The following is a 13,924-nucleotide window of genomic DNA, read 5'->3' on the forward strand; positions in this document are numbered from 1 at the left end:
AGGGTTCAGATTGCCATGCTGTCGACAACACCGCCGTCGACCCGCAGGGCCGCGCCAGTGGTCGCCGAGGACAGTGGCGACGCAAGGTAGACCACCAGATTCGCGACTTCCTCGACATCCGCCACGCGCTGGATGATCGACGTCGGACGGGCCTTACGCACAAAGGCGTCGGCTTCTTCCCGGGCGCTGCGTCCGGATTCGGCGATGGCATCCTTGAGCATGTGTTCCAGGCCGTCGGTGAATGTCGGGCCGGGCAGCACCGAATTGACCGTTACGCCAGTGCCTGCCAAGCGCTTGGCCAAACCATGGGACACCGCGAGGTTAGCGCTTTTGGTGACGCCATAGTTGATCATGTCCGCCGGGGTCGCGACGCCGGATTCGGAGGACAGGAAAATCACCCGCCCCCATCCTTGCTTGACCATGTCCGGCACGTAATGCCGAGACAAGCGCACACCGGAGATCACGTTGACTTCGTAGAAGCGCGTCCACTCACTGTCTGACGCGTCGAAGAAATCCACGTCATTGAAGATCCCCAGATTATTCACCAGGATGTCCGCCCGCGGTTCGGCGGCGAACAACTGTTCAGCGCCTTCAGCAGTGCCCAGATCAGCCGTCACACCGCGCAACTGCGCACCCGGCACGCTTTGGCGAATGCTGTCCAAGGCTTGCTCGACCTTCGCCGCTTCCCGGCCGATCACCACTACCGTTGCGCCGGATTCGGCCAGCGCCTTGCTGATGCCCAAGCCAATGCCGGCGGTACTGCCGCTGACAATCGCCAGTTTTCCGCTGAGATCAATTTTCATACGTCACCATCCTTCATGTAAGCGCTGCCGAAGGCTCGGGCTGCGATCTTTTGGCCTGGCAGCGGAGCCCGCTCGGACACCAGCTTCGCGTCACGCAGTGCCTGCCAAAACGCCGCAGGAATTACCGCCGACAACGCCGCCACATCTTCAGCAATCCGGTCCGGACGGCTGGAGCCTGGAATCACCGCCGCCACCGCCGGATTCGCCAGGGAAAACTGCAACGCCGCTGCTTTGATATCGACACCGTGGGCCGCGGCAATGCGCTTGATATGGTCGACCTTATTGACGATCGCCGGACTGGCTTTCTGGTACTCGAAGTGCGTGCCGCCCGCCAGAATGCCCGAGCTGTACGGACCGCCGACCACGATCTCGACGTTCTGCGCCAACGCGGCATCCATCAAACGCTGTAAGGCACGGTCATGGTCGAGCAGCGTGTAGCGCCCCGCCAAGAGAAAACCGTCCGGCTGAGCTTCGGTCAGGTCAAGGGTCAGTTCGCAAGGCTCTACCTTGTTCACACCCAGGCCCCAGCCCTTGATCACCCCTTCCTCACGCAACCGCGTCAGCACTTTGAACGCGCCGGTGCGGGCCTGATTGAAGTACTCAAGCCACTGATCACCGTAAAAATCCTGGGCAATGTCATGCACCCAGACGATGTCCAGACGGTCGGTTTGCAGGCGCTTGAGGCTGTCTTCGATCGAACGCATCGTCGCGTCAGCACTGTAGTCATTAACGATCTTGTTCGGGCGACCGTGCTCGAACACCCCACTCTTTTCGCCCAGGTCCCGGGCCGAAGCATCTTCGACTTCATCAAGAATCACCCGGCCAACCTTGCTGCTGAGCACATAGTCGTCGCGGTTGTATTGCGCCAGCGCGGTGCCGAGGCGAATCTCCGAGAGGCCGGAGCCGTAGAACGGCGCGGTGTCAAAGTACCGAACGCCCGCGTCCCAGGCTGCGTGCACGGTGGCCATCGCCTCTTCTTCGGGAATGGCGCGGAACATGTTGCCCAGTGGCGCGGTGCCGAAACCCAGCGTGCCGGGCAATTTGTCTTTCAAGCTCATGATTCAATCCTCGTCAGTTTCAGAGGTCGCCTTGCTCAAGGAGTGCAGGTGACCGTTGAGCAGATCCTAGATTGCTACGATCGGACCGTCCAAGACATAATGTGCAGCACTTGAGTCCCAAGAGGTCTGACATGATCGACATCCGCCAATTGCGCTATTTCGTCGCCGTCGCTGAAGAAGAGCACGTCGGACGCGCTGCCGAACGCCTGCACATCTCCCAGTCCCCCCTGAGCCGTCAGATCGCCCAGCTCGAAGAACGCCTGGGCCTGACCCTGTTCGAGCGCAGCCAGCAACGCATCCGCCTGACCCGCGACGGGCAGACTTTCCTGGCCGAAACCCGCGCACTGCTCACCCACGCCAATCGACTTGAATCCCTCGGCAAGCGTCTGGGTCGCGGCGAAGAAGGCGGCCTGTGCATCGGCTACATCGAGAACGCCATGCACGCCGGCGTGCTGCCCAATGCCCTGCGCGTGCTGCGGGTCGAGCGACCCAGCGTCCACGTCGCGCTGTACAACCTGAGCTCTGTCGAACAACTCGAAGGCCTGCGTCAGCGTAGTCTGGATATCGCCCTGGTCAGCGAACCACCCGTCGCCGACGATCCGGACCTGCTGGGTTTCCAGGTACTCGACGACCCGATGTTGCTGGCGCTGCCCGAACATCACCCACTGGCGCTTCAAAAAAACCTGACCCCGGCCGACCTCGTGGATCAGGAGTGGATCGGCGTGCAACACCGCCAGAACTGCGCCAGCCGCGAAGACTTCGTCAGCGCCTGCATCCGCGCCGGCTTCACCCCCGACATTCGCATGGAAGCCACCGAACCCTTCACGGCACTGGGCCTCGTCGCCTCAGGCCTGGGCATCGCGATGATTCAAAAAGGGTTAAGCCGCAACGCACCACCGGGCGTGGTGCTGCGGGAAGTGCCGTGGATCGCATTCACCACACCGCTCTGGGCAGCCTGGCACCGCATCAACCTGCGGCCGCTGGTGGAAACGTTCAGGAAAGTGCTCACCGATTAGGAGTCGACACAAATTCCTGTGGCGAGGGAGTTCACTCCCGCTGGGTTGCGAAGCGACCCCAAAACCTGCAAGTGCAACCATCAACCAGGTGGGCACCCTGGACGTTGTCCGACGTGGTCGTAACAGGCTCAGGCCTTCGGCCTGGTTGCCGGCTCTACCGAAGTTTTCTCGCCAAATAGACGACCTGCTATCTGCCGACCTCGCTCCAGCCCTTTCGACGTCAGCCAGATCGACTTGTTCTTGCTCACCGGATTTTCAATGAAACCATGCTCATGCAATCGGTTCATGACCTCGAAGTCGTAGCCCTTCCAAGCATTGCCTTTGTCGGTGCTGAAGGTTGCCAACAGCGCCAGTACGGCGTCTTCAATCATTTTTTCATCGTATTCCATGATCGTTCCTCCGCTCATGTTCAACAAGTAACTCAGCTTAGTCTCGATATCGTACTGGTCGGTGAACCGCCAGTCGTTGGATTTCCTTCTCCACGGCGCTACGGACGGCGTGGCACCGAATCAACTTGCTGTCGCTGGTAGAAACGTTCAGGAAAGTGCTGACCGAATAGGAGTTACACAATCCCCTGTGACGAGGGCGTTCACTCCCGCTGGGTTGCGAAGCGACCCCAAAACCTGCAACCGCAGTCATTCAGCCAAACCTCGCACCCAGGTTTTTCGACTGCTACGCAGCCGAGCGGGACGGTGCGACGAATCGACAAGCTCCCTCGCCACAATGTAGTCATCGACCAGTTGAAATGATTGAAGGCTGGCACACGAAAACCGAGCAGTTCTGCCAGTTCCCATCCGTGACAAACCGCTAATACTAATTCCAACCATCAGCCCGGCGGAGCACTGAGTCATGAAGCCCTGCAACCCATCACGTTATGCCACTATCTGACCTGAATCGTTGCCCGCCAACTTTTCCCATGAAGTCGCCAGAACCCCATTTGTCCAACATCCAGACTCACTAGCGCTACAGCAGAAAATCATACGACTTTCAGACAAACATAAAATTGAAGTCAGCTTATTTGATCGTTCACTCGCAGCAGCGGAAGCGGCACTCCGTTCAACCTGACAACGGATTGTGTCTCAGCGCAGTCAATAGCCTGAAACGGGGTCAACGATAACGATACGGCAGCACGTTGGTCGCGCTCGCGAATAACCCGACACCTGCCCGAGCCGACGGCTGCGCGCTAGCCGTTTGAACATTCGGATCATGCTCGCGAAGGAACACCGGAAGGTCGGTAACGGGAGGCATTGCCGGGATTTCGAAGTACATCTGGACGATCCAGCCTCGGTGATAGCTGGCGTGATTAACCACGTGCATCAGCATTGCGCCGGTAGTCATGGTGCCGCTTTCACCCGTGACAAACGCAAACTGAACGAGCTTGCGCAGCGACTCATCAGTCTGGCGCGAACTCCAGTCGCAGTACCAGTGATCGATATCTCTTTGCGCCCTGCGCAAGTCAGGCAATTCGGCATGCAGCAAGTCGTGTGACGTCTTGAAGCCGTGGCCTCGGCCTTCGAGATGGGCCTTCCAGATGCAGTCCACTACGTAGATGTGATTGAGGGTGCCGATCATGTTCTTGAAGACCGAGGCCCGCTCTCTACCGACCTCACCCGCCGGCAGCGCGACCAGGCTTTCAAACAGTCGTAAGTCAGCCCAACGTTTGTAATCGGCGAGCAGACAGGCAGTGGCGACATTGATCATCGGAAATCTCCCATTGCGATGGGCACACTGCAAAGCATAGCCCCCTTGGCGCGTGGCATTGCAGACACTGATCATCGGTCACACCGGCCTCGAACATGAAGAAATGACAGGCATTACTTGAAGTGATTATTCGCGCATCAAGGAACTCCTGAGCACTGTCGGGCATCCTAAGCTATGTGGTAATTCCCTTACGCTTCAAGCTGTCGGAGGACACCGTCATGCGCCGTCTTTTTCTGATTTCTTCCCTGGTACTGTGTTTACCATTTGGTTCGGCTATGGCCAAGGTCGATGCAGGCGATGTCGCCACGTCGGCCGGGGTTTCAGCGTCCCTGTATTCAACCTTCAAAGATCACAAGTTGATGATTCCCGCCAAGGACGATGCGTCCAGCTTCGTTGCCAGCGGTGGTGCGATTCGAGGGGTTTATCTGGAGTCGGTGATGCATCAGATCCGCCAGGATAATCCTGGTCTGAACGCTACCGACGAAGATTTGGCTCGGGCCATTCTGATAAATGACGGCGCGGCAAGCGGGCAATAGAGTTTTTAGCCGCCGACAGATCTGTGGGACAACGACAGATAGGTAGAGTGAAAAATGTGGGAGCAAAGCTTGCTCGCGATAGCACTGTATGAGGCTCAGTCAACTTGCCTGACACACCGCTATCGCGAGCAAGCTTTGCTCCCACAGATTTTTCATTGCGCCTTAAATGCAGCGATAACGCGATGCCGGCGTTGAGTTACCGAACAAGCCTGACAGCTCTTTGCGCAGGGCTTCGTAGCGGTCCCAGTGTTCACCATCGTGCAGCCCCGGAATTGTCACCACCTCTCCCGCCGCCAACCCCACCAGCGCCGCATCGACCATGTCAGTGGCGGACATGACGATGTCCTGCGGAAGATTTTCCACGGGGTTGCCCGCCTCACTCCAAAAGTCCGTAGCGGTGGCGCCAGGCAACACTGCCTGTACACGAATGCCTTTGTCGGCCAACTCGTGGTGCATCGATTGGCTCAAACCAAGGACGAACGCCTTGGTGCCGCCGTATACGCCATTGAGAAATTCAGGCGCGATGGCGACGATCGAAGCAATATTGATCACGGTCCCGACGCCCCGAGCGACGAAACCAGGCACAACTGCATAGGCCAGACGCATCAGCGCGGTGACGTTGAGGGTGATCATGTCTTCCATGTCATCCACCGGGCTGCCCAACAAGGGCATGACACCGCCGACACCCGCGTTGTTGACCAGCAAGGTGATACTGGCGTCGTTGCGTAGAACCTCTTCGACCCGCAACAGGTCCGCCCTCTCCTTCAAATCAGCAACGATGACCTCCACGGTGCGGCCGGTTTCGTTGCTCAAGTGATTGGCCAGCGCGTTCAATTTCCCGCGGCTGCGAGCAACTAGAATCAGGTTATAGCCTTGACGCGCCAATCGGTCGGCATAGACCGCACCAATGCCGGAAGAAGCGCCCGTAATCAGGGCAGTACCTTTGGAAGAGAGGGCCATTTCAAGTTTCCTTCACAGTGAGGCGATAAGGTCGCCGGTGTGAACCTTTATAAAGGCACTCACTCTTGTCTCAAATGACGTTTAAAGTACGTTTTCAGGACACTTCCGTTTGAGGACAGATCGATGACTTCCATAGCCTTTGTCGTGTTTGAGGGATTTCAGTCCATGGCACTGGCCGCGATGCCGGTGTTCGAGTACGCCAACTTCAGTGCTGGCGAACCTCTTTATGACGTCAGCGTGCTGTCCGAGCACGGCCACACATTGCGTGCCTCCGGGGGTTTGACGGTCGGCACCGAGGCCTTCGATGAGCGCGTGTTCGACACCCTCATTGTGGTCGGCGGCGATTCCATCCTCGAGCAGGCACCGGCCGGGGTGTTGAGTTTCTTGCGTGACAGCGTTAAAGCCACACGCCGCACCGCATCGATCTGTTCGGGTGCGTTCGTGCTGGCGCAGGCCGGTTTACTTGAGGGGCGACGGGCGACTACCCATTGGGCGTATGCCCGGGATCTGCAGGCGCGGTACCCGTCGATCCGGGTGGAAGAAGACCGGATTTACGTGGTCGACGGCTCAATCTGGACGTCCGCCGGGATGACCGCCGGCATTGATCTGGCACTGGCGATGGTCGAAAAGGATCACGGCGCCGAGCTGGCCAGGTCCGTGGCGCAGAAACTGGTGATGTACCACCGCCGCGCCGGTGGCCAGTCGCAGCACTCCGCGCTACTGGAACTGGAACCGAAATCCGACCGCATTCAAACCGTTCTTGCCTACGCGCGTGAACACCTCGCCGAGGCCTTGTCAGTGGAGCAATTGGCGGACGTCGCACGTCTCAGTCCGCGCCAGTTCAGCCGGGCCTTTCGCGCCGAAACCGGCCAGTCGCCCGCAAAAACCATCGAGAACCTGCGCCTGGAAGCGGCGCGGCAATTGCTGGAGCGCGGGCGCCTGACCCTCGATCAAATTGCCATCGAAAGCGGGTTCAGTGATCCAAGACGTATGCGCGAAGCTTTCTTGCGCGGGTTCGGGCAGCCGCCGCAGGTGATTCGGCGAAATGCCCGAAACGAAAACGCTGCGTAGGCACAGGCGGTGGCCGTAAACTTCCGCACTTGAAAATCAAAAGATCGAAGCCTTCGGCAGTTCCTACGCCAAATGGAGTCAATCATGAAAATCTCGGCCCAACTTGCCTTGGTGATTGCCATCGGGTGGGCATTGGCCTGTCGCTCCGGCGTAGGCCTCGCGTTGGCTGCCGTCACACTGATCCCGCTGATCGCCCGTATTCAGGCGGAAGCAGCGCTGTTGAAGGCGCAGTTCGGCGGCGAGGATGAGGCTGACTGCCACCGCGGCTAGCGATTGGTACCGGGGATTAACTGATGAACGCACTACTCAAAAGTGGTGCGAGCATTTGTGGCGAGGGGATTTATCCCCTCACCACAAGATAAATCCCCTCGCCACAAAATGCGTGAGTGCCGCAAAACGCGAGTACACCCTCAAATCGGGTTAAGGCGAATTCGGCCATCAGGATCCGTTTCAACACTGACCGAGTCATAGCTGGCAAGCGTCGCATGCGGCGTCTGAATCGGATGCGGATGGGTCGACGTAATCACCACCAGATCCGCCCCCGACGCCTCAGCCGCCTGAATCCCCACGCTGGCATCTTCGAAAATCAGGCAGTCCGTCACATCGAAGCCCAGACGCTTGGCCGCCAACAGGTAACCGGCAGGATCGGGTTTGCCAGCACTGACATCCTGCGCAGTCACCAACACCTCAGGTTCCGCAATCCCCGCGGCGGCCATCCGGCGCAAAGCCAGCTCCCGGGGTGCCGACGTCACAATCGCCCATTGCCTGGCGGGCAGGGATTTCAAAAACTGCGCCGCCCCTGACACCTCGACAATCCCTTCCACATCTTCAACTTCCGCCTGCGTCACCCAGGCGGCTTCCGCCTCGGCATCCACGCCCGGCAACCCCTGACGGTTAACCGTATCGATTGCCCGAGCGCCGTGGATCGTCGGCAAAAACGACGGCACATCAATACCGTGGCGCAAGGCCCAGGTGGTCCAGATCCGCTCGGCGGCGGCGATGGAATTAAGGACGGTGCCATCCATGTCGAACAAAAATGCGCGGTAGGGGGTGTTGAAGACAGTGTCGTGAGCAGACAAAGAGAGACTTCCTTTCGCAGGTGCCAAGCGGGATTTTCAGCAAATGTACAGGATCAACGTTGAGGACGGTGTGACTTCAACGCGCCTTCCACACAATCGAGCAACTGCCCGAGCGCCCAGGGTTTCTTGATGAAAGACACCTCGTGCCGCACCCCGGAAGTCTCTGGCGTTTCGAAGCCCGACATGATCATGATGGGCTTGTCCGGGTATCGGTCGCCGAACTGGTTGGCCAGATCGGCACCATTGAGTTTGCCGGGCATGGTGATGTCCGTCAGTAGCAGACTGACCCTATTGGAGTGTTCCTCCAGATAGATTGACGCAGCGTCTGCACTGATCTGCGGTTCAACCGAGAAACCTTCTTCCTGCAGAATTTCGCAGAGAAACTCCAGGATTAACGGATCATCCTCAACCACCAGAATCAACCCGCCAGGAAGGGAATCACCCGCCTTCGTTACTGGACTCATAACTCTGCCACTCCCTGATTGCCTTAATGATTTCGCGGGCTCAAATCCGCTGCCTACAAGTATGAGCAGCGGACTCGGCGGAAATTCATTTTTGATACAACCAGACGACAAAATCAGGCGCCCTGTAGCTGGCGGGTACTTAAATCACTGGGCCATGTCGTCCTTTTTCATGGCGTCTTTGGACATTGCATCCTTCTTCATGGCGTCCTTGGACATGCCGTCCTTCTTCATCGTGTCCTTGCTCATGGAGTCCTTGGACATCGCGTCTTTGTTCATTGAGTCTTTTTTCATCGCGTCCTTGGACATCGAATCTTTGGACATCGAATCCTTGCTCATGCTGTCGTTACTCATCGTATCGGCAGCAAAAACGCTGGCAGCCCCTACGGCGAGGCACATGGACAGTACAACGGTGGTTAGCTTTTTCATGATGAAACTCCTGAAGCACAGTTACGATTAACGCAGCGGTCGCCGCGCGGTGAAATGCCCAGGCGACTTCAGCTTCCACCGAACCAGTTGTAGCCCTGGTCTTCCCAGTAGCCACCGCTGTAGGTGTTGCTGACGAAAATCGCCTGAATGTGTTTGGGGTTCTTGTAGCCCAGCTTGGTGGGCATGCGCAGCTTCATGGGGAAGCCGTACTCGCGAGGCAGTACCGCGCCGTCATAGGTCAGTGCCAGCAAGGTTTGCGAATGCAGTGCGGTGGCCATGTCGATGCTGGTGTAGTAGTCGTCGGCGCATTTGAAGCCGACGTACTTCGCGTCGGTGTCGGCGCCGATGCGTTTGAGGAAATCGCTGAACCGCACACCGCCCCAGCGCCCGATGGCGCTCCAGCCTTCGACACAGATATGCCGGGTGATTTGCTCGGTTTGCGCCATGGCGCGCAGTTCCTCAAGCCGCCAGCTGCGTTTGTCGGCGATCAGCCCTGTCACCTCCAGCCGATAACTGTCTTCCTCGACCGTCGGTGCCTCGTCGATGCCGTAGAAGGCATTGAACGGAAATGGCCGGGTGATCATCGATTCCGGGTAAGTCGGCGCCAATGTGTTGGGGTTGAATAACCAGCCTTGAACCCGGTCGTTGAAACGGGACATGGAGGACAGCGCGGTTTCAACGCTTTCGTTGTCCGTCAGGTTGCAGCCGGACAACATCGCCACACCGCCGAGGGTCAGGCCGCGCATCAAAAACGAACGACGGGAGCGGTCTTCAATCTGCGGGGCAATGATTTTCCGGGCGTCGGTGAGGATGGACGATTCGTCCAGTCCCGATCCTTGCAGATGCTTTTTCATACGGGCTCCTTGCGACCGACAATCATGGCCAACAGGGTTTTGGGAACCAGCGCGACCATCACCAGATGCACCGCAACAAAAGCCATCAGCAGCGACATCGCGATGAAGTGCACATGGCGCGCGGCGTCGTAGCCACCCATGAGTTCACGCAACAGCGGGAACTGCACGGATTTCCACATCACCAGCCCGGAGATCACCAGCAGCGTGATGTCGACCATCACGAACAGATACGCCAGCCGTTGCACCTGGTTGTAATGACTGAGGTCCGCGTGCCCCAAACGCCCTCTCAACGCAGCCCACAGGTCATGAACAAGACCTTTGGGCGACAGCGGAAAAAAGCGCCGGAACAGACGACCGCTCGCAATATTGATGATCAGGTAGACGAGGCCATTGATGGCCAGGAACCACATCGCCGCGAAATGCCATTGCAAGGCACCGCCCAGCCATCCACCCAGCGTGATCGAGACGGGGAAACTGAAATCGTAGAGGGGCGAAGCGTTGTAGATGCGCCAACCGCTGGTGACCATCACCAGCACCGCCAGGGCATTGAGCCAGTGAGTCAGCCTTAGCCAACGGGGATGGCTGCTGACCTTGGGTGAAGCAGGTGGCTTAGTCATGGCGGCTCTCCCAACGGTTGTTGTTATTCGTTGGAGCCGAGTATGTGAGCCGGCAGATCCCCAAATCCTCACGTAAAGTTAAATTAAACGTGATAACTCTCGACGCCCGGCACAGCGCCTTGCGGTGCAATTATGGTTAAAATGCCGCCCCCTCAAATGGCCGACCTGACCCGATGAATCCAAACGCGCTCACCCTCCTCCACGACCATCTGTTGACTGGCCTGGCCTCGGCACCCGCAGAAACACGCCGACTGTTCCATGGCCGTGGTCGATGCTGGCCGGGGCTGGAGCAACTGACCGTCGACTGGTTACAGGGCGTGGTGCTGGTGTCGCTGTTCAAGGAACCTGAACCTGCGCAACTGGAAGACTTGAAGCAAAGGCTGTTGGCGCTCACTCACAGGCCGGAGTGGACTGCGTCGGGCGCGCACACCTTGCTCCTGCAACATCGCTACCTGCTGCAAAGCACCACCGAATGGTTGCTTGGGGAGGCCATTGAGGAAATGACCATCACCGAAGGCGGCCTGCGCTATCGCGTGGACCTGGGCCGCAAGCAGAACAACGGGCTATTCCTCGACATGCGCTACGGTCGCGATTGGGTGCAAACCCATGCACAGGGCAAACGGGTGTTGAACCTCTTCGCCTACACCTGCGGCTTCTCGGTCGCGGCCATCGAAGGTGGCGCCGAACACGTCGTCAATCTGGACATGTCCAGCGCGGCCCTGAGCCGTGGTCGCGATAATCACCGGCTCAACGGGCATGACCTGAGCAAGGTGACATTCCTCGGTCACGACCTGTTCAAATCCTGGGGCAAGGTCATCGGCAAGGGCCCGTACGACCTGGTGATCATCGACCCGCCGTCCTTCCAGAAAGGCAGTTTTCTGCTGACCAAGGACTACCAGCGCGTCTTGCGCCGGTTGCCGGAACTGCTCAGCCCACAGGGTACGGTGCTGGCCTGCATGAACGACCCGGCATTCGGTCCGGACTTCCTCATCGACGGCGTGATGCGTGAAGCGCCGAGCCTGCACTTTGAACAACGGCTGGAAAACCCGCCGGAGTTTCCGGATGCGGACATCGAGTGCGGGTTGAAGGCGTTGGTGTTCAAGCTCGGCTGCTGAAGGTCAAAAGATCGCAGGCTTCGCCAGCTCCTACAGGTGAGATCATCCCAATGCAGGAGCTGGCGCAGCCTGCGATCTTTTGATGTTGAGCGCCCACCGGGCTGTCCGGGGGGATCATCGCGCAACTAAGTGCAGACACCCGCCGTGCATTCACCGATCGACCACGCCAATCACACCTTCACTGTGCATCTGCTGCAGCAAGGCCAACCCGCTCGCCCTGAACTGCACCGATCCGACCGCGCCGGCTTCCAGCGCCAATCCGTCCAGCTGTGCACGCCCGGCAAGCTGTGGGAATTCATCGATACGCTGCAACAGTCGCCACGCCAACGGACTGAGCTCGGAAAAATTCACACGCCAATCAGCTGATCGACGCACCAGCAACAACGTTGGCTGCACGGACGGCGCTTCAGGCTGGTAATCGGGCCCCACTTGCTGCACCGGCCAGGCATACGCCAACGGCCAGGCCAACGGCGAAACCCGTAACGGCCGATCCAGTAACTCGCCGGCATTGCTGGCAGGCAAGGGCTCGGCATCGGACTGCTGCAGTGCCATCTCCACCCATTCGTAATGCGCCAGTTCGACCATGAACGCTGGCCAGTTACCCTCCCTCAAGGCTTGCGGTTCGTCAGCCAGGAACCCGACAAACTCCTGGGCAATCTCGCCGAATTTGGGCGTACGCGCGCGATGGTCGCGCAGAAAAAGACGGACCAGTGTGCGCCACCGTTCATTGCCGAGAATCCTGATCAGCACCGGAAACGTTCCGCTCAGCAATGACGACAGATTCGCGAAAATCAGATCCCGGTAAACCTCAGCCCGCGCGACATCCATCCCCGTCGGCGGCGGGCTGTGATCGGGATCGCGCAGGTAACGACCCAAGGTGCTCTGCTGCTCGAACAGGCCTGATTTATCCACGGTTCAACTCCCTGCTTTGCAAGCGCCGAATGGTCTGCAGTTCGGCGACCAATTCATCGAACGCCGGAAAGTTGAAATCCCGTTCGAGCAAGGTCGGTTGCGCACCGAAACGGGCGTACGCCTCAGCCAGCAACGCCCACACCACCGGTTTGACCGAGGCGCCATGGGTGTCGATTTTCAGCGTATCGGACTCATCAAAATGCCCGGCCACATGCATCGCCACCACCCGCCCCGAATCGATGCCGGCCAGAAAGGCCAGTGCATCGAAACCGTGATTGATCGAGTTGACGTACACATTGTTAACGTCCAGCAACAGGTCGCAATCGGCTTCGCGCAGCACCGCGTTGGTGAAGGTCACCTCATCCATGTCCTGCCGGGGCGCGGCGTAATACGAGACGTTTTCCACCGCCAGGCGCCGCCCCAGAATGTCCTGCGCCTGGCGAATCCGCGCGGCGACGTGGTGCACTGCTTCTTCGGTAAACGGCAGCGGCAACAGGTCATAAAGATGACCGTCATCGCCGCAGTAACTCAGGTGTTCGCTGTACAGCGGCACGTTGTAGTGATCAAGAAAACCTCGTACCTCCTGCAGAAACCCGACGTCCAGCGGCGCCGGACCGCCCAACGACAGGGACAAGCCGTGGCAGGACAACGGATACCGCTCCGCCAGGTCCCGCAACGCCGCACCCTGGGCGCCGCCGATACCGATCCAGTTCTCCGGAGCAACCTCCAGAAAATCGAAATCACCCACACGGGCCGCTTGAAGGTTCTTCATCAATCCACGACGCAAGCCAAGCCCTACGGTCGCTGCTGCTGAGGCAATGGGGGTCTGCATGATGTCGATCTCGAGGTAGTCAGAACGGATGTTCAGTCAATCATCGGGATGTATCGGGTCTGTGTTCGGCTGGGGGCCGGTGTTGCGGGGAACTGTATCGGGAGGGGGGCTGGATACATTTCAGTACATGAGAGAGGGTCGGGGTTGCTGTTTGATCGGGTACGTGTGCGAGGTTTGGGTGGGTTGATAGCGGGCGGATGAAAATTCTGGACTGGAGCGCATGCGCGATCAGGTATGGATGAAACTGGTTGGTTGTCTGTACTGCCGTCATCGCGAGCAGGCTCACTCCTACAGTTGATCGGGTGCATACCCATGAATCAGGTCGGTCAGTCGGCCGCTATCGCGAGCAAGCTTGTTGCGGTCGAATTTTTTTAGACCATGATGTAGGAGCGTCGATCTAAGGAAGCATCATGGGTTATCGGGTTGTCACGTCAGAGCAAAAAGCAGAGGCCATTCGCTTGGTTGTGGAGATGCATTACT

16 protein-coding genes and 2 pseudogenes are annotated in these 13,924 nt (G+C 58.6%); 6 read left to right on the forward strand and 12 right to left on the reverse strand.

Annotated elements, in window-relative coordinates; genetic code table 11:
• Positions 1–5: 5 nt before the first annotated feature.
• Together GBC55_RS22150 and GBC55_RS22155 are read right to left on the reverse strand one after the other, a co-directional pair.
• Entirely contained in the window at positions 6–803 is a 798-nt protein-coding gene (locus GBC55_RS22150; RefSeq protein ID WP_162439186.1) for an SDR family oxidoreductase, read from the reverse strand.
• Positions 800–1,861 (reverse strand): aldo/keto reductase, encoded by a 1,062-nt coding sequence (locus GBC55_RS22155; protein ID WP_162439185.1) that lies wholly within the window; start codon positions 1,859–1,861, stop codon positions 800–802. Before GBC55_RS22155 ends, GBC55_RS22150 begins: the two co-directional genes overlap by 4 nt.
• Before the next feature lie 131 nt (positions 1,862–1,992).
• Between GBC55_RS22155 and GBC55_RS22160 the strand changes: the two genes are divergently transcribed.
• Positions 1,993–2,877 (forward strand): LysR substrate-binding domain-containing protein, encoded by an 885-nt coding sequence (locus tag GBC55_RS22160; protein WP_162439184.1) that lies wholly within the window; start codon positions 1,993–1,995, stop codon positions 2,875–2,877.
• A gap of 128 nt (positions 2,878–3,005) precedes the next feature.
• On the opposite strand, the gene GBC55_RS22165 is transcribed toward GBC55_RS22160, so the two are convergent.
• Entirely contained in the window at positions 3,006–3,266 is a 261-nt protein-coding gene (locus tag GBC55_RS22165) for a DUF6429 family protein (RefSeq protein WP_162439183.1), read from the reverse strand.
• A gap of 77 nt (positions 3,267–3,343) precedes the next feature.
• Here GBC55_RS22165 and GBC55_RS22170 point away from each other — a divergent pair.
• Positions 3,344–3,436, forward strand: a pseudogene (locus GBC55_RS22170) (LysR family transcriptional regulator); the annotation flags it as partial.
• Between the two features lie 548 nt (positions 3,437–3,984).
• Here GBC55_RS22170 and GBC55_RS22175 read toward each other — a convergent pair.
• Positions 3,985–4,578 (reverse strand): DinB family protein, encoded by a 594-nt coding sequence (locus GBC55_RS22175; protein WP_162439182.1) that lies wholly within the window; start codon positions 4,576–4,578, stop codon positions 3,985–3,987.
• A 218-nt stretch (positions 4,579–4,796) separates the two neighbouring features.
• Between GBC55_RS22175 and GBC55_RS22180 the strand changes: the two genes are divergently transcribed.
• Positions 4,797–5,114 (forward strand): DUF2388 domain-containing protein, encoded by a 318-nt coding sequence (locus GBC55_RS22180; protein WP_162439181.1) that lies wholly within the window; start codon positions 4,797–4,799, stop codon positions 5,112–5,114.
• A 162-nt stretch (positions 5,115–5,276) separates the two neighbouring features.
• Here the strand turns inward: GBC55_RS22180 and GBC55_RS22185 are convergent, their stop codons facing one another.
• Positions 5,277–6,074: an SDR family oxidoreductase gene (locus GBC55_RS22185; protein ID WP_162439180.1), complete on the reverse strand. Its 798-nt coding sequence runs from the start codon at positions 6,072–6,074 to the stop codon at positions 5,277–5,279.
• A gap of 123 nt (positions 6,075–6,197) precedes the next feature.
• Between GBC55_RS22185 and GBC55_RS22190 the strand changes: the two genes are divergently transcribed.
• Positions 6,198–7,145, forward strand: coding sequence for a GlxA family transcriptional regulator (locus GBC55_RS22190; RefSeq protein ID WP_162439179.1), 948 nt, complete (start codon positions 6,198–6,200; stop codon positions 7,143–7,145).
• Between the two features lie 108 nt (positions 7,146–7,253).
• Positions 7,254–7,415 (forward strand): annotated as a pseudogene (locus GBC55_RS22195) (isoprenylcysteine carboxylmethyltransferase family protein); the annotation flags it as partial.
• A gap of 140 nt (positions 7,416–7,555) precedes the next feature.
• Here the strand turns inward: GBC55_RS22195 and GBC55_RS22200 are convergent.
• The 5 genes from GBC55_RS22200 to GBC55_RS22220 form a co-directional block, all read right to left on the reverse strand.
• Positions 7,556–8,224: an HAD-IA family hydrolase gene (locus GBC55_RS22200; RefSeq protein ID WP_162439178.1), complete on the reverse strand. Its 669-nt coding sequence runs from the start codon at positions 8,222–8,224 to the stop codon at positions 7,556–7,558.
• 53 nt (positions 8,225–8,277) lie between these two features.
• On the reverse strand, positions 8,278–8,688 hold the full coding sequence (locus GBC55_RS22205; protein WP_162439177.1) for a response regulator: 411 nt from the start codon (positions 8,686–8,688) through the stop codon (positions 8,278–8,280).
• A gap of 144 nt (positions 8,689–8,832) precedes the next feature.
• Positions 8,833–9,114, reverse strand: coding sequence for a pentapeptide MXKDX repeat protein (locus GBC55_RS22210; RefSeq protein WP_162439176.1), 282 nt, complete (start codon positions 9,112–9,114; stop codon positions 8,833–8,835).
• 68 nt (positions 9,115–9,182) lie between these two features.
• Positions 9,183–9,968, reverse strand: a complete 786-nt coding sequence (locus GBC55_RS22215; RefSeq protein WP_162439175.1) for a molybdopterin-dependent oxidoreductase — start codon at positions 9,966–9,968, stop codon at positions 9,183–9,185.
• Entirely contained in the window at positions 9,965–10,585 is a 621-nt protein-coding gene (locus GBC55_RS22220; protein ID WP_162439174.1) for a cytochrome b/b6 domain-containing protein, read from the reverse strand. The genes GBC55_RS22215 and GBC55_RS22220 overlap by 4 nt, the downstream gene beginning before the upstream one ends.
• A 173-nt stretch (positions 10,586–10,758) precedes the next feature.
• Here GBC55_RS22220 and GBC55_RS22225 point away from each other — a divergent pair, with 173 nt between their 5' ends.
• Complete coding sequence (locus GBC55_RS22225; RefSeq protein ID WP_162439173.1) at positions 10,759–11,700, forward strand: class I SAM-dependent methyltransferase; 942 nt, start codon at positions 10,759–10,761, stop codon at positions 11,698–11,700.
• A gap of 150 nt (positions 11,701–11,850) precedes the next feature.
• Here GBC55_RS22225 and GBC55_RS22230 read toward each other — a convergent pair whose 3' ends face one another.
• Both GBC55_RS22230 and GBC55_RS22235 read right to left on the reverse strand, forming a co-directional pair.
• Positions 11,851–12,612, reverse strand: coding sequence for a putative DNA-binding domain-containing protein (locus GBC55_RS22230; RefSeq protein ID WP_162439172.1), 762 nt, complete (start codon positions 12,610–12,612; stop codon positions 11,851–11,853).
• Positions 12,605–13,444, reverse strand: a complete 840-nt coding sequence (locus tag GBC55_RS22235; protein ID WP_162439171.1) for a DUF692 domain-containing protein — start codon at positions 13,442–13,444, stop codon at positions 12,605–12,607. Before GBC55_RS22235 ends, GBC55_RS22230 begins: the two co-directional genes overlap by 8 nt.
• Positions 13,445–13,924: the final 480 nt, after the last annotated feature.

It is taken from the genome of Pseudomonas sp. TNT3 (assembly GCF_010095445.2).
In the GTDB taxonomy this organism is placed as follows: domain Bacteria; phylum Pseudomonadota; class Gammaproteobacteria; order Pseudomonadales; family Pseudomonadaceae; genus Aquipseudomonas.